17 protein-coding genes and 1 tRNA gene are annotated in these 16,760 nt (G+C 54.6%); 10 read left to right on the forward strand and 8 right to left on the reverse strand.

Translation table 11 applies throughout. The features are described 5' to 3' along the window. Window positions 1–31: 31 nt before the first annotated feature. The 4 genes from rplM (at window position 32) to tsf (ending at window position 3,249) form a co-directional block, all read left to right on the forward strand. Window positions 32–487, forward strand: a complete 456-nt coding sequence (rplM, locus tag RB2501_RS00495) for a 50S ribosomal protein L13 (RefSeq protein WP_012813684.1) — start codon at window positions 32–34, stop codon at window positions 485–487. Continuing rightward, window positions 487–873 carry a 30S ribosomal protein S9 gene (gene rpsI / locus RB2501_RS00500; RefSeq protein ID WP_012813685.1) on the forward strand — a complete coding sequence of 129 codons (387 nt, stop codon included), beginning with the start codon at window positions 487–489 and terminating at the stop codon, window positions 871–873. Before rplM ends, rpsI begins: the two co-directional genes overlap by 1 nt. A gap of 228 nt (window positions 874–1,101) precedes the next feature. Further along, on the forward strand, window positions 1,102–2,352 hold the full coding sequence (gene rpsB / locus RB2501_RS00505; RefSeq protein WP_041326867.1) for a 30S ribosomal protein S2: 1,251 nt from the start codon (window positions 1,102–1,104) through the stop codon (window positions 2,350–2,352). A gap of 72 nt (window positions 2,353–2,424) precedes the next feature. After that, window positions 2,425–3,249 (forward strand): translation elongation factor Ts, encoded by an 825-nt coding sequence (tsf, locus tag RB2501_RS00510; protein ID WP_012813687.1) that lies wholly within the window; start codon window positions 2,425–2,427, stop codon window positions 3,247–3,249. A 114-nt stretch (window positions 3,250–3,363) separates the two neighbouring features. Here tsf and RB2501_RS00515 read toward each other — a convergent pair whose 3' ends face one another. Then, on the reverse strand, window positions 3,364–5,232 hold the full coding sequence (locus RB2501_RS00515; RefSeq protein WP_012813688.1) for a M61 family metallopeptidase: 1,869 nt from the start codon (window positions 5,230–5,232) through the stop codon (window positions 3,364–3,366). 146 nt (window positions 5,233–5,378) lie between these two features. Here RB2501_RS00515 and pyrH point away from each other — a divergent pair, with 146 nt between their 5' ends. After that, entirely contained in the window at window positions 5,379–6,086 is a 708-nt protein-coding gene (gene pyrH / locus RB2501_RS00520) for a UMP kinase (protein ID WP_012813689.1), read from the forward strand. Window positions 6,087–6,107: 21 nt separating this feature from the next. Further along, window positions 6,108–6,662: a ribosome recycling factor gene (frr, locus tag RB2501_RS00525; protein WP_012813690.1), complete on the forward strand. Its 555-nt coding sequence runs from the start codon at window positions 6,108–6,110 to the stop codon at window positions 6,660–6,662. A gap of 77 nt (window positions 6,663–6,739) precedes the next feature. Here the strand turns inward: frr and RB2501_RS16415 are convergent, their stop codons facing one another. Continuing rightward, window positions 6,740–6,862 (reverse strand): hypothetical protein, encoded by a 123-nt coding sequence (locus tag RB2501_RS16415; RefSeq protein ID WP_262500401.1) that lies wholly within the window; start codon window positions 6,860–6,862, stop codon window positions 6,740–6,742. A gap of 100 nt (window positions 6,863–6,962) precedes the next feature. Between RB2501_RS16415 and RB2501_RS00530 the strand changes: the two genes are divergently transcribed. The 4 genes from RB2501_RS00530 (at window position 6,963) to RB2501_RS00545 (ending at window position 13,005) form a co-directional block, all read left to right on the forward strand. Then, on the forward strand, window positions 6,963–9,362 hold the full coding sequence (locus RB2501_RS00530; RefSeq protein WP_012813691.1) for an efflux RND transporter permease subunit: 2,400 nt from the start codon (window positions 6,963–6,965) through the stop codon (window positions 9,360–9,362). Between the two features lie 96 nt (window positions 9,363–9,458). Beyond that, window positions 9,459–10,886, forward strand: coding sequence for an asparagine--tRNA ligase (asnS, locus tag RB2501_RS00535; protein ID WP_012813692.1), 1,428 nt, complete (start codon window positions 9,459–9,461; stop codon window positions 10,884–10,886). Window positions 10,887–10,942: 56 nt separating this feature from the next. Then, window positions 10,943–12,400 (forward strand): RNA polymerase factor sigma-54, encoded by a 1,458-nt coding sequence (rpoN, locus tag RB2501_RS00540; protein WP_012813693.1) that lies wholly within the window; start codon window positions 10,943–10,945, stop codon window positions 12,398–12,400. After that, window positions 12,400–13,005 carry a hypothetical protein gene (locus tag RB2501_RS00545; RefSeq protein ID WP_012813694.1) on the forward strand — a complete coding sequence of 202 codons (606 nt, stop codon included), beginning with the start codon at window positions 12,400–12,402 and terminating at the stop codon, window positions 13,003–13,005. The genes rpoN and RB2501_RS00545 overlap by 1 nt, the downstream gene beginning before the upstream one ends. Here the strand turns inward: RB2501_RS00545 and RB2501_RS00550 are convergent. The 6 genes from RB2501_RS00550 to RB2501_RS00575 all read right to left on the reverse strand — a co-directional run bounded on the left by RB2501_RS00550 (window position 13,002) and on the right by RB2501_RS00575 (window position 16,722). Next, the gene (locus RB2501_RS00550; RefSeq protein WP_148214253.1) at window positions 13,002–13,736 is read right to left on the reverse strand and encodes a porin family protein; all 735 of its coding nucleotides are present in this window, start codon (window positions 13,734–13,736) and stop codon (window positions 13,002–13,004) included. The genes RB2501_RS00545 and RB2501_RS00550 overlap by 4 nt on opposite strands. 74 nt (window positions 13,737–13,810) lie before the next feature. Beyond that, on the reverse strand, window positions 13,811–14,293 hold the full coding sequence (locus RB2501_RS00555; RefSeq protein ID WP_012813696.1) for an ExbD/TolR family protein: 483 nt from the start codon (window positions 14,291–14,293) through the stop codon (window positions 13,811–13,813). 12 nt (window positions 14,294–14,305) lie between these two features. Then, on the reverse strand, window positions 14,306–14,911 hold the full coding sequence (locus tag RB2501_RS00560) for an ExbD/TolR family protein (RefSeq protein WP_041326868.1): 606 nt from the start codon (window positions 14,909–14,911) through the stop codon (window positions 14,306–14,308). Between the two features lie 11 nt (window positions 14,912–14,922). Then, on the reverse strand, window positions 14,923–15,366 hold the full coding sequence (locus tag RB2501_RS00565) for a hypothetical protein (RefSeq protein WP_041326869.1): 444 nt from the start codon (window positions 15,364–15,366) through the stop codon (window positions 14,923–14,925). A 24-nt stretch (window positions 15,367–15,390) separates the two neighbouring features. Further along, window positions 15,391–16,176 carry a MotA/TolQ/ExbB proton channel family protein gene (locus RB2501_RS00570; protein ID WP_041326870.1) on the reverse strand — a complete coding sequence of 262 codons (786 nt, stop codon included), beginning with the start codon at window positions 16,174–16,176 and terminating at the stop codon, window positions 15,391–15,393. A gap of 458 nt (window positions 16,177–16,634) precedes the next feature. Then, window positions 16,635–16,722: transfer RNA gene (locus tag RB2501_RS00575), tRNA-Ser, on the reverse strand. Window positions 16,723–16,760 lie beyond the last annotated feature (38 nt).

The following is a 16,760-nucleotide window of genomic DNA, read 5'->3' on the forward strand; positions in this document are numbered from 1 at the left end:
TGAAGTGTTTAATGCATAAAAGAAATAAGTAGTGGATACATTAAGCTACAAAACCAAATCCGCCAATAAAAGCACCGTTCAGAAGGAGTGGTTGCTGGTGGATGCCGAGGGGCAGACCCTGGGAAGGCTCGCCTCCAAGGTGGCCAAAATCCTGAGGGGAAAGTACAAGCCGGACTTCACGCCCCACGTAGACTGCGGCGACAATGTCGTGGTGATCAACGCCGAAAAAGTTTCCCTTTCCGGAAATAAATGGGATGCCAAGGAATATATCCGTTATACGGGATATCCGGGCGGTCAGCGCGTACAGACTGCGCGTACGCTTCACGAGAAAAACCCGACTGCACTGGTCGAGAAAGCCGTTAAAGGCATGCTCCCGAAAAACCGGCTCGGCGCGGACCTGTTCCGCAACCTGCGGGTCTACGCCGGCGAGCAGCACGACCAGGAAGCCCAAAAACCCAGAGCAATCAATCTTAACGACCTTAGATAATGGAGGTGATTCATAAAATCGGCAGGAGGAAAACAGCCGTGGCACGGGTATATGTTTCCCAGGGCAATGGCTCCATCACTGTGAACAAAAAAGACCTGGCGGAATACTTCCCGACGGCAACACTTCAATACAAGGTGAAACAACCTTTCACCCTGACGGAAAACGAGAACAACTACGATGTAAGCGTCAACGTATTTGGCGGGGGCATCACCGGGCAGGCGGAAGCCGTGCGCCTGGCGCTTTCCCGCGCTTTGTGCGAGATTGACGAGGAACACCGGGCCACCCTGAAGCCGGAAGGCCTCCTGACCCGGGATCCGAGAATGGTGGAACGCAAGAAGTACGGTCAGAAAAAAGCCCGGAAGAAGTTCCAGTTCTCCAAACGTTAATATCCTGTATCCCCTGCCGCGCGCAGGGGGTACCCTTTATATTTTTTCAATAACCCAAGTTCCTTGAAACGATCTCTTCGGAGAGACTAGTTACCCCCTGAACCGGAAATCCCGGGACAGGGACCCATTTAGTTTAGCATCTAAATGGCGGAGGCATGTGCCGGCCCCAGGGTCGGGACCACCACTCGGCCATTGCTCATTCAAAGAACGTAAACTAAGTTTTCAAAAATGGCTGTAAAAGCTGAAGTAAAAGACCTGTTAGAGGCTGGGGTGCATTTTGGCCACCTCACACGCAAGTGGAATCCCAACATGGCTCCCTATATCTACATGGAGCGCAACGGGATACACGTTATCAACCTGTACAAGACCGTCGCCAAGCTGGACGAAGCTGGCGAAGCCCTCAAAAAAATCGCCGCTTCCGGGCGCAAAATCCTTTTTGTCGCCACCAAGAAGCAGGCCAAGGACATCGTTGCCCAGAAGGTAGCCGAGGTGAATATGCCGTATATCACCGAGCGCTGGCCGGGCGGGATGCTGACAAACTTCGTCACCATCCGCAGGGCGGTGAAGAAGATGGCTTCCATCGACCGGATGAAAAAAGACGGAACCTTCAATACACTTTCCAAAAAAGAGCGCCTGCAGGTAGACCGGCTCCGCGCCAAGTTGGAAAAGAACCTCGGTTCCATCGCGGACATGACGCGCCTGCCGGGCGCCCTCTTCGTGGTGGACACCATGCGGGAGCACATCGCCGTGAAAGAGGCCCAGAAACTCAACATCCCCATCTTTGCCATGGTGGATACCAACTCGGACCCGCGCCCGATCGATTTTGTGATCCCGGCCAATGACGACGCCTCCAAATCCATCGAGGTGATCATGAGCCAGGTGACCCAATTCGTCGCCGACGGGCTTGCCGAGCGCAAATCCGAAAAATCCGCCGAGAAAGAAGGCAGGGATGCCGATACGGACGTGGTTGAAAAAGCCCCGGCTGTTGCCAAGACCGACAAGGCTCCGGCTCCGGCAAAGCAGACCAAGGAAATTGAGTCCGAACCGGTGGTAGAGCAGGAAAAGCCGGCTGAAAAACAGGTGAAGGCCGAGAATGCAGCCGAGCCCGAAACCGTAAAATCCGACTCCCCGGTTGAACAGCCGAAAGCTGCTGAAAAGGAGCAGAAAGAGGAGGGAAAAGCCCCGGCAAAGAAAGAAGCAGCCGCTGAAAAAGCAACCGATAGCAAAGCCGAGGACCTGACGAAAATCGAAGGTATCGGGCCGAAGGCTGCCGAAGCCCTGACCAAAGCGGGGGTAAGCACCTATTCCGCCCTGGCCGGGACCAAGCCGGATGCCATCAAGGAAATCCTTACGGAAGCAAGTTCGCGCATGGCGCACCTGGATCCGGAAAGCTGGCCGAAACAAGCCAAATTGGCCGCTGACGGCAAGTGGGAAGAACTTGCCGAGTGGCAGGAAAAAGCGAAAGGCGGGGTAGAGTAAAACCGCTTTAAGCCAGGAATATTTTATTTAACACAACGGGGGGATACCGTCCCCCTCAAATTCATAAAGAACATGGTTAAGATTACCGCCTCTGAGGTAAACAAATTGAGAAAATCTACCGGTGCAGGCATGATGGACTGTAAAAATGCGTTGGTGGAAGCCGAGGGAGACTTCGACAAAGCCATCGAAATCCTCCGTAAAAAAGGTCAGAAGGTGGCTGCCAAGCGCGCAGACCGCGATTCGTCCGAAGGAGCTGCCATCGCCAGGGTCAATGATTCAAACACCGAAGGTGTGATCGTTTCCCTGAACTGCGAGACCGACTTTGTGGCCAAAAACGATACGTTTGTATCCCTGGCGCAGAAGTTGGCCGAAATTGCCCTGGGACATGCCAGCAAAGAAGAGCTGCTGGCCGCAGATTTCGAAGGGATCAGCGTACAGGAAAAACTCATTGAGCAAACCGGCGTTATCGGCGAAAAAATTGAGATCGGCGACTTCCGCCGCCTCAGCGCTCCGTTTGTCGGGTCGTATATCCACGCGGGGAACAAGATTGCCACGCTTGTGGGCTTGTCTGCCGAAGTAGACGGCGCCTCCGAGGTAGCTAAAGACGTGGCCATGCAGGCTGCGGCTATGAACCCGGTTGCCCTGGACGAAAGCGGGGTGGACCAGGAGACCATCGACAAGGAAATCGAGATTGCCAAGGACCAACTCCGGGAGGAGGGCAAGCCGGAGGCGATGCTCGACAATATTGCCAAAGGCAAGCTCAAGCGTTTTTTCAAGGATAATACGCTGGTGAACCAGGCCTTTATCAAAGACGGTAAGATCAGTGTTGCCGAGTATGTAAAATCGGCCGACAAGGACCTGAAGGTCACCGGTTTTGAGCGCGTTGCCCTTGGGTAAACCGCGCTGTATCCACAGTAAAAAAGCCTCCCCTGCCCGGGGAGGCTTTTTTTATGCCTCGTCGCAAATTCCGTCGGCCGGTACAAGCCGAGGATTATTCGGGCACCTTCTTCCCTACCCCTTCAACCAGGCCTCCCTGAGACGCACAGCCTCAGCCGGCGCTTCCGGGTCGGGCAGGATCAGCAGTTCGGTAACCGTCGGGTTGCCCACCGTCCCTTCCAGGACGATTTCCTCCCCGTCCCGTTCCACCACCATGCGCACCTCGGTTTCCGGGCCCCAGCCAAAGCTTTGGCCAATGAGCATCCGCATGGCATTGAGGGTCACCTCCGTGCCATTGATGCTTTTCAGGACGTCTCCCCCCTGAGCGCCCAGGCCGGTGAAAAACGTATTCAGCGGAATGTCGCTGCGAAGGAAAATGTGGTCCGTATTGTCCGGGTCTACATCGATAAAGGGCATCTGGGATTGCATATCCTTGAGGAAAATCCCGCTTTCAACCTCCTGCTCCCCAAAATCCAGGCCCACCTTATCCAGGTAGGCCGCGTAATTTATCGGCGTGTTCCCGATGACGTGCGCCTGGAAAAAATCCCGGACCTCCGGGTAGGTCATCTCCACAATTTCATCAAAGAGGGCTTCGTCCCGGAACGGGGTATCCTCGTCGTATTTGGCCGAGAGTTCCTTCATCAGCGACAGGACGCCGTACGTGCCCCCGCTCAGCTCCCGCAGCCGGATATCCAGGGCCATATTGATCAGCGCCCCTTTTTCATACACGTTGGCGTACTCCGCCTCGTAGGGCTCCTCCAGGACATTCCGGCTCATCTCCGTAAACGACAGCGAATCGTTGTAATTGGAGGCATTCCGGATTTTGGCAACCATCCGGCTGTAAAAGTCCTCCTCGGAAATCAATTCCTGCCGGACCTGGAACAGGTTGGCGAAATATTCGGTAGTCCCCTCGTACATCCACAGGTGGCGGGACATTTTGGGGGCGTTGTAGTCAAAGTACTGGATTTCCTCCGAGTGGACATTCAGGGGGGTGACGATATGGAAAAATTCATGGGAAACCACATCGACCATCGCCTCCTCCAGCTGCGCGGCGGGGAGCTGCTCCGGGAGGACCACCACGGTGGATGTGTGGTGCTCCAGGGCCCCGAAGCCCCGGGCATCGTTGTCCAGGGTGGAGAGGTACAGCAGGATGTTGTATTCCCGGGTGCCGTCGATGTCGCCCAGAAAGGCTTTTTGCGCCTGCATCATCCGCTCCATGGCGGGTTGAATGGCCGCAGCCGAATAGGCGCCATTCGGGGAATGTACACTGATGTTCACCGTGATATCCCCTACCTGGAAGGTAGCCGGCGGCTCCCCGCTGAGTTGAATCGGGTTGTCGATGACCTCGAAATAGCGGGAGGCGCTATAGGTAAACGTGCCGTCAGGCCCGGGACTCCCACTCAGGGATGTGGCCGGATACAGTCCCTCCGGGATGCGCAGCTCCAGGGTGTACGGCTGCTCCCTGAGGCCCTCGAAGTAGCCGACAAACCCGTGCAGGTTCAACATATAGTGCTCTCCGGCCAGGATATTCGTCCCTGCGGGGGAAAACGGGGCGGGGTCCCCGGTGGCCTCCGAATCGTACGAATCGTTGACATAATACGTAATCCGGTCGAGTTCCCGGGCGCCGGAGATGGACCAGGTGTTGTCGTCCTCGCGGACTACTGGCATCGGGTTGCCCTTATAGTCAAAAGCCGCAAGGCCTTCCACATAGCGTCCGTAATTATCTTCGCTGTAGGTACCCGGCACAGTTTTGGGGATGTAAAATTTCACTTCACCAGCGATAAACGCCCCGGGGTCCAGCGCAACCAGTACCCGGTCATCGCGTACATCCACCAGGTCCAGGCTGGCCTTAATGGGGGTTTCCCCCGCCGTCGGGAGGTTTCTGGTAGCGCTGCAGCCCACTAGGAGGAGGGATAGCATCAGGTGGTAAAACCGAATTTTCATAGTGTATATTGGATTTTCGCAAGGATATAGAAATTAATCGTGATTCCCCCTGGTTTTTAGATTAATTTGGCACTTTAACGGGGCCTCAGGGCCCGGACGGGCTAATAATTTTTGATTATTTTTGTTCGCAAACCAAGCCACACCCCATGCAGTACAAACGAATCCTTTTAAAACTCAGCGGAGAGGCCCTGATGGGCGACCGGTCTTATGGCATCGACCCCGGCAGACTGGCCTTGTACGCAGAGGAAATCCGGGCAGTTGTCGAAAAAGGCGTGGAGGTTGCCATTGTCATTGGCGGGGGAAATATCTTCCGGGGGGTGGCCGGCGCGAGTAACGGCATGGACCGCGTCCAGGGCGACCACATGGGGATGCTCGCAACCATCATCAACGGCCTGGCACTGCAGTCCGCCCTGGAAGACAAAGGGCTGGACACGCGGTTGCAGTCTGCCATCAAGATCAATGAAGTGGCCGAACCCTTTATCCGCCGCCGCGCCATGCGGCACCTGGAGAAGGGTCGGGTGGTCATATTCGGAGGGGGCACGGGCAACCCGTACTTTACCACAGATTCGGCAGCTGTGCTCCGCGCCATCGAAATCGAGGCAGACGTGATCCTGAAGGGGACCCGGGTGGACGGTATCTACACCAGCGACCCGGAAAAGGACAAGTCCGCCACCAAATTCGACAGCATCAGCTTTAAGGATGTCCTGAGCCGCGGCCTGAAGGTCATGGATACCACAGCCTTCACCCTGAGTCAGGAAAATGAACTGCCGATCGTCGTATTTGACATGAACAAACAAGGAAACCTGATGAAAATTGTTTCCGGCGAGAATATCGGAACCGTTGTTAACCTTTAATGGATATATCCAGTTAATACCATGAACGAAGACATTCAATTTATCCTGGACAGCGCAAAGGAGAACATGGATAATGCAATCTCCCACCTGGAAAAAGAGCTCGTGAAAATCCGGGCCGGCAGAGCCAGCCCGTCCATGCTTTCCTCCGTGATGGTGGATTACTACGGGAGCCAGACGCCCCTGAACCAGATGTCCAACGTAAACACCCCGGACGCCCGGACAATTTCCGTACAGCCCTGGGAAAAGGCCATGATCCCGAATATCGAGACGGCCATCACCAATGCCAACCTGGGGTTCAACCCGATGAACAACGGGGAAATGGTCATCATCAATGTCCCCCCGCTGACCGAGGAGCGCCGCAAGCAGCTCGTCAAGCAGGCCAAGGCAGAAGCGGAAGAGGCGAAAGTCAGTATCCGCGCCGCCCGCCAGGACGCAAACAAGGAGATTAAGGCGCTGGACATTTCCGAGGATCTCGAACAGAATGCCGAGATCGACATCCAGGAACTCACCGACACATACACCGAGCGCGTGGACGGCATCCTGGAGCACAAGGAAGCCGAAATCATGAAGGTGTAGCGGGACTTCTGTGCCGAAAGGGACCCCTGCGTCCCGGCCACACACAGCACCAACCCCCTTTTTGACAGGGGGTTTTTTTACGCCCCGTCCGCCCGGTACCAGATCAGGGCAGCCGCTATGAGCGCCAGCGTGCAAAGCACAATCAGCAACCGGTAGGCGCGACGGGCGCGACGCCGGTATCTGCGATGTTTTTCATCCATGGCGCGGGTTCTTGTTGCAAGCTACTAAACTTTTGGCCGGGAGGCTTTTAATTTGGTTTCGCTGCCGAATGTTTTCTACCTTTGCGGCCGACTCCTGGGAATGGCATTCAAACTCACACAAGGCTTCTGGGCCCGTACAGCCCGCATCATCCTGCGCAACCGCATCCTGATCCTGGTCGGGATTGCCCTGGTGACCGTCCTGCTGGCCACCCAGTGGAAAAACATGCAGTTCTCCAACACAGAGGCCAACCTGCTCCCGGACGACCACCCGGCTACACTGGAGTACGGCGCCTTTCTGGAACAATTCGGGGAGGAGGGAAACACGATTGTACTGGCCGTTAAGGATTCCCGCCTGTTTGAACCGGAGGCGTTTAACCGCTGGAATATTTTCAACGAACAGCTGGAGGCGTTCCCGGAGATCGATTTTGTCCTTTCCACGGACAACCTGCAGCGCCTGGTCAAAGACAATGAGGCCCAGGAATTCCGCCTGGAACCCTGGCTCGCCGACAGTGTCCGTACCACCGGGCAACTCGACAGCCTTACCGACGAGCTATTCAACCGCATGCCGTTCTACGAAAAACTCCTCTATAACAAAGAGGGGCGGACCATCCAGTCCGTGGTCTACCTGGACCAGGACCTGGTCAATACAAAGGTCCGCAAGGATTTTGTGCTGAACGACCTGCGCAACCTGGTGGCGGAGTTTGAACAGGATACCGGGATGAATGTCCGCGTCTCGGGGATGCCCTATATCCGGACGATGAACTCCCAGAATATCATCGACGAAATCGGCAAGTTTATCTTTGCCGCCCTGGCGGTGACCTCGTTGATTTTCTTTTTCTTCTTCCGATCCATCCGCGCCACGCTGATTTCGATCTGCGTGGTTATTTTCGGGGTGATGTGGGCCTTTGGGACCCTGGGCCTGCTCCAGTACGAAATCACCGTGCTGACAGCCCTGATCCCGCCGGTGATCATCGTAATCGGCATCCCCAATTGCATCTTCCTGATCAACAAATACCAACAGGAAGTAAAAAAACACGGAAACCAGGCGCTTTCCCTCCAGCGGGTGATCTCCAAAATCGGCAATGCCACGCTGATGACCAATGTCACCACAGCCTCCGGTTTTGCCACCTTTATCATCACGGACAGCCGGTTGCTCTCGGAATTCGGCATCGTCGCCTCCATCAACATCCTGGGCATTTTTGTGCTTTCCCTGCTGATTATCCCGATCCTCTACAGCTTTATGCCGCTGCCCAAGACAAAACACCTGAAGCACCTCAACAAACGGTGGATCGACGCCTTTGTAAACTGGATGGAGCGGATCGTGCGGCACCAGCGCATTACCGTTTACATCGTGGCTATCTGCACGCTGGTGGCCAGCATCATCGGGATCTACCAGATCCGCATCTCGGGCAGCCCCATAGAGGACATGCCCAAGAAGGCCGAATTTTTCCAGGATATCCGCTTTTTTGAAGCCGAATTCGACGGGATCATGCCCGTGGAAATCGTGGTCGATTCCCGCCGGCGCAACGGCATACTGAAACCGGCCACCCTGCGCCGGATGGACCAACTCGGGGAGGTGATCCGGGACATTCCGGAGCTTTCCCGTCCCATTTCCGTGGTGGACCTGGTTAAGTACTCCAAGCAGGCCTACTACAACGGCATCCCCAAATACTACCAGCTGCCGACGTCCCAGGAGAACAATTTTATCCTGGATATCGCCAGGAAATCCAAAGATAACGGCAACCTGCTCCAGAGCTTTGTGGATTCCACCGGGCAGGTGGCCCGGATCACCACCTTTATGCAGGACATGAAAACCGACCGCATGGAGGAAATTGAACAGGAACTCCGGGAGGAGGCCGCCAAGATTTTCCCGGAGGAGCGGTACGATGTCTCCCTCACGGGCAAGGCCCTGCTCTTCCTGAAAGGCACAAAATTCCTCGTGCGGAACCTGGTCCTCTCCCTGGCCCTGGCCATCGGCTTGATCTCCCTGCTCATGGCCTACCTCTTCCGGTCGTTCCGGATGATCGTGATCTCCCTGATCCCTAACCTGCTCCCCCTGGTGATAACCGCAGGGGTGATGGGCTTTCTGGGCGTCCCGATCAAGCCTTCCACCATCCTGGTTTTCAGCATTGCCTTCGGGATTTCCGTGGACGACACAATCCACTTCCTGGCCAAATACCGGCAGGAACTCATCAGCAACCACTGGCGCATCCGCAAGTCCGTCTATGCTGCTCTGCGCGAAACGGGAGTGAGCATGTTCTACACCTCCATCGTCCTGTTTTTCGGGTTTTCCGTGTTCACCATTTCAAACTTCGGGGGCACGGTGGCCCTGGGGGCCCTGGTTTCGGCCACCCTGCTCTTTGCCATGCTCGCCAACCTGATCCTGTTGCCGTCCCTGCTGCTCTCCCTGGAACGGAACATCGCCAACAAGCAGGTACTCAAAAAGCCGCAGATCGACATCCTCCCCGGGGGGACGGGCTCCGGCCAGGACCGGGATTAGCCAGGGGCACAGCCCCGGAACCACCTATTTTTACGGGCACAGTTTGCATCAATACCGTATCTTTGACGCTGTTTAACCGACAGACAAAAAGGAAATATGACGCGTATACGATCCATCCTCAGCGAAGCCCCGTTGCTCAGTGAAGTCAGCGTATCCGGCTGGGTCCGAACCTTTCGTTCCAACCGCTTCATCGCCCTGAACGACGGGTCGACGCTGGAGAACCTGCAATGTGTCGTGGATTTTGAAAATTTTGACGAGGCAACACTCCGCCGGATCAACACCGGGGCAGCCCTGACCGTACGGGGAACGCTCGTGGAAAGTCAGGGCCGCGGCCAAAAGGTGGAGGTACAGGTAAGCCAGCTGGAAATCCACGGGGATGCCGACCCGGAAAGCTATCCGATTCAGCCCAAGAAACACTCCATGGAATTTCTCCGGGAGCAGGCCCACCTGCGAATCCGCACCAATACGTTCGCCGCGGTGATGCGGGTGCGTTCCGCCCTGGCCTTTGGCGTACACGAGTATTTCACCAGGAACGGGTTCTACTATTTTCACGCCCCGATCATCACCGGATCCGATGCGGAAGGGGCCGGGGAGATGTTCCGGGTGAGCACCCTCGATCCGCTGACACCCCCCAGGGACGAGTCCGGCAATGTGGATTTCGGGGAAGACTTTTTCGGGAAGGAAACAAACTTGACGGTTTCGGGTCAATTGGAAGCCGAGGCGTACGCCATGGCCCTGGGCAAGGTCTATACCTTCGGCCCCACCTTCCGGGCGGAAAACTCCAATACCTCCCGCCACCTGGCCGAGTTCTGGATGATCGAACCCGAGATGGCCTTTTACGACCTGGATGCGAACATGGACCTGGCGGAGGATTTCATCCAGGAGGTTATCCGCTATGTCCTGAAGCATTGCGAGGAAGACCTGGCCTTTTTGGATAAACGCCTGGAGGATGAAGAAAAGCGGAAACCGCAGGCCGAACGCTCGGGCATGGGGCTGATTGAAAAACTGCGCTTTGTCACGGACCAGCCGTTTAAGCGGGTTACCTATACGGAGGCTATCGAAATCCTGCGAAACAGCAAGCCCAACAAGAAAAAGAAATTCCAGTACCCCATAGACGCCTGGGGCGCCGATTTACAAAGCGAGCACGAGCGCTACCTGGTGGAAAAACACTTCCAGTGCCCGGTGATTTTGTTTAACTACCCGGCAGAAATCAAGGCCTTCTACATGCGGCTGAACGACGATGGGAAAACCGTCCGGGCCATGGACATTCTGTTTCCGGGGATCGGGGAAATCGTCGGGGGTTCCCAGCGGGAAGAACGCCTGGATGTCCTGCAGGAAAAGATGCAGCAACTGGGCATAGACGAAAAAGAACTCTGGTGGTACCTGGACCTGCGTCGCTTCGGGACGGCCGTCCACAGCGGCTTTGGCCTGGGCTTTGAACGCCTGGTGCAATTTGCGACCGGCATGGGGAACATCCGGGACGTAATCCCCTTCCCCCGAACGCCACAGAACGCAGAATTCTGATCGCTTTTGCGTAATTTTAAATCAAACCCTGAAGACTCCGGACTACTTCCAATCCCATGCTGAAACAACACCTGCAATTAAAACTGTCACAGAAGCTGTCGCCCCAGCAGATCCAGCTGATGAAGCTGATCCAGCTGCCGACACTCGCTTTTGAACAGCGGCTTAAGCAGGAAATGGAGGAAAATCCGGCCCTGGAAAGCGGGAAGGAAGACACGGGCACCCTGGAGGACGAATACGCCGACACCTTTGACGAATCCGAGGACAGCGAACGGATCGAGGCGGAAGACATCAACATCGACGACTACCTGGGCGACGACGAAATACCCGATTACCGTACCCGGGCCAACAACTACAGCGAAGACGACTCGGACCGGCAGGTGCCCTATGCAGCGGGCATATCCTTTACACAGCACCTGCTCAACCAGCTCAATACGGAGTACCTGGATGACCAGGAATGGACCATCGCGGAATTCCTGGTGGGCAGCGTGGATGAAAGCGGTTACATCCGGCGCCCTGTGGCCGACATCATGGACGACCTGGCATTTACGCAGAACGTTTACACCGACGAGGCCACCATTGAAAAAGTGCTCCAAAAGGTTCAGCAGCTCGACCCGCCCGGGGTGGGCGCCCGTTCCCTGGAGGAATGCCTGTTGCTGCAACTGGAGCGGAAGGAGCCCTCCCCTGCCGTGGAGATGGCCATTGAGATCCTCCGGAAATCCTTTGACCACTTCAGTAAGAAACACTATAAAAAGCTCCTCCAAAAACACGATATCGGGGAGGAGGCGCTTCGGGAAGCCATAGGGGAAATCGAGAAACTCAACCCGAAACCCGGCGGATCCTATTCGGGCGGCACCAAAATCGTGGAACACGTAGTGCCGGATTTTACCATCCGGATAGTGGACGGGGAACTCGAGTTGAGCCTCAACGGCAGGAACGCCCCCGAGCTGCATGTTTCAAGGGAATACAGCAATATGCTGGCCGGGTATAAAAATGCCAGGGACAAATCGAAACAGCAGAAGGACGCCGTGATGTTCATAAAGCAGAAACTCGATGCGGCCAAGTGGTTTATCGACGCTATCAAACAGCGGCAGCAAACCCTGTATGTGACCATGAATGCCATCATGGAATACCAGCGGGAATATTTTATGACGGGCGATGAGCGCAACCTGAAACCTATGATCCTGAAAGATATCGCAGACCAGATTGGGATGGACGTGTCGACGGTATCCCGGGTGGCCAACAGCAAATACGTGGACACGCCATACGGGACCCGGCTCATCAAGGAGTACTTTTCGGAGTCCATCAAGAACGAACAGGGGGAAGATGTCTCTACCAAGGAGATCAAAAAGATCCTGGAAACCGTGGTGGGTGAGGAAAACAAACGGAAACCGCTCACGGACGACAAGCTCGCAAAAATCCTCAAGGAGAAAGGCTACCCGATTGCCCGACGGACCATCGCCAAGTACCGCGAACAACTGGGCATCCCGGTGGCGAGACTCCGAAAAGAAATATAATGCGCTTCTTCAGCCAGCTCGTCAGCTACCTGTTCCACCCGCTGCTGATCCCGCTCTATGGCACGGTCCTGTATTTCCGAATCACCCCCAAATTCAGCCCGCTGGAGATGCAAAGCGGCAACGTCCTGCCGGTCTTCATCCTCACGGTAATCATCCCGGTAATCAGCATGCTCATCCTGCGCAACCTGGGCATGATGCAAACCTCCCGTCTCTTGCGGCCCCAGGAACGCATCTATCCGCTGCTGATTTTTCTGGTCCTGCTCCTGATGGTTTTGTTCCGGGTGATCCCGAACAACTACGCGGCGGAACTGTACTTCTATTTCCTCGGGATGATCATCGCCACGGTTGCCTCCCTGCTGCTGGCCCTGGCAGGCAAACCGGTAAGCCTCCACATGGCGGGCGTCGGCACGTTGCTGATGTACCTGATTTCCCTGAGCATCCATTTTGAAAAAAACATCGTCCTGGCTATCAGCGCCTGTACGCTCTGTACGGGTCTTGTCGGGACTGCCCGCCTCTACCTGCAGGTTCACGGACGCGCCTCCGTCCTCACAGGCTGGCTGATTGGCCTGCTATCCCAGCTGATCCTGGTCCGTTTCTGGTTCTAAAGGATGTAAAAGATCAACCCGATCCGCAGGGGCACCATGTCCAGGTCGGCGCCGTCAGGCCCGGGGACATCGCTTTCAAACAGGTTGTTCAGGCCGTAGTACACGTGGAAGTTTATCGTATTGTAACCGATATTCAGCGTCAGGCCGTAGCGGAAATTGTCTGTATCCGTGTTGTAAAAACTGTCTTTAAATTCCGAGGTGACAAATTTGGACCTGGATCCGACCACATACCCCAGTTTGAATCCGGTATAGATGCGCCAGAAACTGTAATCCGTTGCCGTGGAATTCCGCCATCGGAACTGCACGGGCAATTCCACCAGGTGGGTCTCGATTTTATTCCGCTTGTAGGAGTCCTCCTCGTCCAGGATGATGTACTGGAAATCCTCGCCATTCTGAATGGCCCTGAGGTTGCTGTAATAGGAGTTCACGCCATATCCCAATCCGATTCCCAGGGCCAGGGTACGCTTCGGGTTGATGGGAAGGTCCTTGATAAACCCCATATAGATCCCGTAGGATATCAGGTTATTCTGGGAGACTCCTTCCGGCTGGTTCAGGAGCAGGTTAAAGGAGAACCCGACGTAGAACTGGTCTTCCAGGTATTCCGAATCGATGAGGGGCGCCCCGGTATCCAGGGAGTCCTTCGGGAGATCCGTGCCCGTGGGATTGCCTTCCTGACCGATAACAGGGACCAGGCAAAATAGCAGGATGAAAGTGGCGATTCGGGCTTTCATATGCACAACATAAAAAAAACGCTTCAAAGACTGAAGCGTTTTTTACATCTAAATTGGTTTTGAAAAAATGACTCCTACTGGATATTCCGGAAGGCATCCCCTTCGTAGGTCGTATAATTGACTTTCAGGGCATTAACCTTGCGCAGTTCCTGTTTGATATCCGATATCAGGCCCATATTGGCCTCCTTGTCTACCTTGAGTGCCGTGGTCAGCACATTCTGGATATCCTGGGGCTTCTTGGCCCGTTCCTGCAGGATGTAATCCCCGACTTCGGATACACTGGCAAACTTGTCATTCAACTGGATTTTGGGCTCGGTACCAAAGGTCTTCTGGTACTGGGTAGTGGGTTTCCCCACATAAATGTAAATTACCCGGTCCTTCTTTTCCAGCTTCTTGGTTTCACTCGCATTGGGCAACGTATTGTCCACCATCAGCGTATTGTCCTTCATGGTGGTAACCGTCATGAAGAAGAACAGCAGCATGAAAACAATATCCGGCAGCGATGCCGTGGATACCGCCGGGATGTCGCCGTCTTTTTTCTTATTAAACTTAGCCATGTCTCGTCTTTTTTAATTTGAAGTTGTCTCGGCCTCCGAAAGTTTCTGAGGGAAGAGTTCCTGCACACGCAACACCTTTTCCTTCAGTTCTTCCCGGACATCCTCGTCGGTTTCGGGATTGAGATACTCCGCTTCCATATCCGTAAAATCCCGGCCGTACAACCTCTGTGCCTCCCGGTTCCTGAGCTCGTTATAGGCACCTACCAGTTCGTTCTGAACCGTAATATATGTGCCGTAACGGGTCTCCCGGTCGTTCTTGAGCGAAATAATCGCCTTGCCCGGGTTATCCGATGATGCCTCATCCCCGGCGCCTTTGCAGTAATTGCAGGTTCCGTCTCCGCCATTGTCCAGAAAGGCCATGGCTTTTTCTCTCAGGTCCTGCAACTCCGTAAGCTCCTCTTCGACGAGCAACTGACCGTTCTTGTTGATATTCACCGTGAAGATGTTCTTCTGTTTAATCACCACATCCTCTTCCGGCGGCTCGATGGGCGGCAACATACGGTCCAGCCCCGCGTCGGTTTCAATGGTGGTGGTTACAAGGAAAAAGATCAACAGCAGGAAGGCGATATCCGCCATGGACCCTGCATTTACTTCCGGTGGTGCTCCTCTTCTAGGCATATTCCTTGGATTTACTTATTCGACATTTTCTTGATCCCTCCCCACAGCATGGAAGCTACGGCGATAATCACCAGGATGAAGAACATATTGAGGCCTGCGCCGATATTCTTCACGGTACTCTCGGTGGTTGTCACGCCTCTTCCCGCCATTTCCTCAACGGTGCCGTCTGCCCCGTCCGACAGGACATAGGCGATGGCGACTACCAGCAGGAAGCCGACGATGACAAACAACGTCTTTTTCAGGCTCGCCGGGTTGGAGAACAGGTTTTTAAGTGCGAACAACAGGCTGGAGACCACTGCGATTCCCAACAGGATGTACATGATGATAAACATCCCGTTCATGGCACCGCTGTCAATCGCCTCGGAAGCCGGCATTTCGCTTTCGGGAAGCATAAACCACAGAATGGCTGCAATCGCTCCCAGAACTATCAATAATATTTTTACAATCTTATGCATGTTCTATGGTATTAGGCGTCCGACTTACTTCTTGTGATCAACCAGCATATCGATCAGGATGATCGATGAATCTTCCATATCATTGACGATGCTGTCGATCTTGGCAATGATGTAGTTGTAGAAGATCTGAAGGATGATCGCAGTAATCAGACCGAATACCGTCGTCAACAGGGCTACCTGGATATCCCCGGCAATCAGGGAAGCACTCAGGTTACCTACTGCGCTAATTTTCTGGAAGGCCTGGATCATACCGATTACCGTTCCCATGAACCCAAGCATCGGGGCAATGGCGATAAAGAGTGAAAGCCAGGATACGTTTTTCTCGAGTTGTCCCATCTGAACCCCGCCGTAGGCAACTACCGCCTTCTCGGCAGATTCAATACTCTCACCGGCCCGGTCGAGACCCTGATAGTAGATGGAGGCAACGGGGCCCTTGGTGTTGCGGCAAACTTCCTTGGCCGCTTCAACACCGCCGGAAGCCAGCGCATCTTCTACCTGTTGCTTCAGCTTGGTCGTGTTCGTGCTGGCCATATTGAGGTATATGATCCGCTCGATGGCTACCGCCAGTCCGAGAATCAGACAGAGCAGTACGATGCCCATGAATCCGGCACCCCCCTGGATGAATTGTTCTTTAAGAACCTGGGTAAATCCTCTGTCGTCGGCAGCAGCTGCATCGTCCTGTAGCATAACAGTCGCTGTAGTCAGGGTTGAAGACAGGTTTGAAAGGATTGCTGGCGCTTTAGCGCTTACCGTATTTGTTCCGAGGACAAATAGCCCAGCCAGAGCCAGGAATGAGAATAATTTTTTCATTTTTTCAAACTTAAATTTAGATTAGTTATTAGGGTTAAAGATAACAAAAAATTGGAATTAAAAAACTAAAATCAGGGGCTCCAGGCCCCGGAATCCTTAAAAAACCCGAGGGTTTTCAGCATATATTCAGCCTGGTTCAGAAAATCCTTGTGAATCTTTCAAAACCGCCTCCGGGATTAGCTGCGCTGATCCCTCAACCTCTTTCAGTGTGCCGGACAAGCATGGGAATCTCCGTTCGGCTGCGCCGACCGGTTTCCCCCCTTCATCATTTCAATCCGCCTCCGGGATTAGCTGCGCTGATCCCTCAACCTCTATCAGTGTGCCGGACAAGCATGGGAATCTCCGTTCGGCTGCGCCGACCGGTATGCTCTCAAAACCGCGACTTTCAAAAGCGGGCTTTTGACGGCGCTTGTTTTGAGAGCATCACCGCCGCGGTGCGGCGGTGATTCCCTTTTGTGCAGAGAGGAAGGGATTCGAACCCTCGATGCACTTTTGGTGCATACACACTTTCCAGGCGTGCGCCTTCGACCACTCGGCCACCTCTCTAAAATACCCGAAAAACGGGGTGCCCAATAAACAAAAAA

The organism is Robiginitalea biformata HTCC2501, assembly GCF_000024125.1.
Classification (GTDB): Bacteria; Bacteroidota; Bacteroidia; order Flavobacteriales; family Flavobacteriaceae; genus Robiginitalea; species Robiginitalea biformata.

Excerpts from the sequence above, each read along its gene's own strand:
- rpsI (WP_012813685.1), top strand. The coding sequence starts at position 487 with ATGGAGGTGATTCATAAAATCGGCAGGAGGAAAACAGCCGTGGCACGG.
- rpsB (WP_041326867.1), top strand. The coding sequence starts at position 1,102 with ATGGCTGTAAAAGCTGAAGTAAAAGACCTGTTAGAGGCTGGGGTGCAT.
- tsf (WP_012813687.1), top strand. The coding sequence starts at position 2,425 with ATGGTTAAGATTACCGCCTCTGAGGTAAACAAATTGAGAAAATCTACC.
- RB2501_RS00515 (WP_012813688.1), bottom strand. The coding sequence starts at position 5,232 with ATGAAAATTCGGTTTTACCACCTGATGCTATCCCTCCTCCTAGTGGGC.
- pyrH (WP_012813689.1), top strand. The coding sequence starts at position 5,379 with ATGCAGTACAAACGAATCCTTTTAAAACTCAGCGGAGAGGCCCTGATG.
- frr (WP_012813690.1), top strand. The coding sequence starts at position 6,108 with ATGAACGAAGACATTCAATTTATCCTGGACAGCGCAAAGGAGAACATG.
- RB2501_RS16415 (WP_262500401.1), bottom strand. The coding sequence starts at position 6,862 with ATGGATGAAAAACATCGCAGATACCGGCGTCGCGCCCGTCGCGCCTAC.
- RB2501_RS00530 (WP_012813691.1), top strand. The coding sequence starts at position 6,963 with ATGGCATTCAAACTCACACAAGGCTTCTGGGCCCGTACAGCCCGCATC.
- asnS (WP_012813692.1), top strand. The coding sequence starts at position 9,459 with ATGACGCGTATACGATCCATCCTCAGCGAAGCCCCGTTGCTCAGTGAA.
- rpoN (WP_012813693.1), top strand. The coding sequence starts at position 10,943 with ATGCTGAAACAACACCTGCAATTAAAACTGTCACAGAAGCTGTCGCCC.
- RB2501_RS00545 (WP_012813694.1), top strand. The coding sequence starts at position 12,400 with ATGCGCTTCTTCAGCCAGCTCGTCAGCTACCTGTTCCACCCGCTGCTG.
- RB2501_RS00550 (WP_148214253.1), bottom strand. The coding sequence starts at position 13,736 with ATGAAAGCCCGAATCGCCACTTTCATCCTGCTATTTTGCCTGGTCCCT.
- RB2501_RS00555 (WP_012813696.1), bottom strand. The coding sequence starts at position 14,293 with ATGGCTAAGTTTAATAAGAAAAAAGACGGCGACATCCCGGCGGTATCC.
- RB2501_RS00560 (WP_041326868.1), bottom strand. The coding sequence starts at position 14,911 with ATGCCTAGAAGAGGAGCACCACCGGAAGTAAATGCAGGGTCCATGGCG.
- RB2501_RS00565 (WP_041326869.1), bottom strand. The coding sequence starts at position 15,366 with ATGCATAAGATTGTAAAAATATTATTGATAGTTCTGGGAGCGATTGCA.
- RB2501_RS00570 (WP_041326870.1), bottom strand. The coding sequence starts at position 16,176 with ATGAAAAAATTATTCTCATTCCTGGCTCTGGCTGGGCTATTTGTCCTC.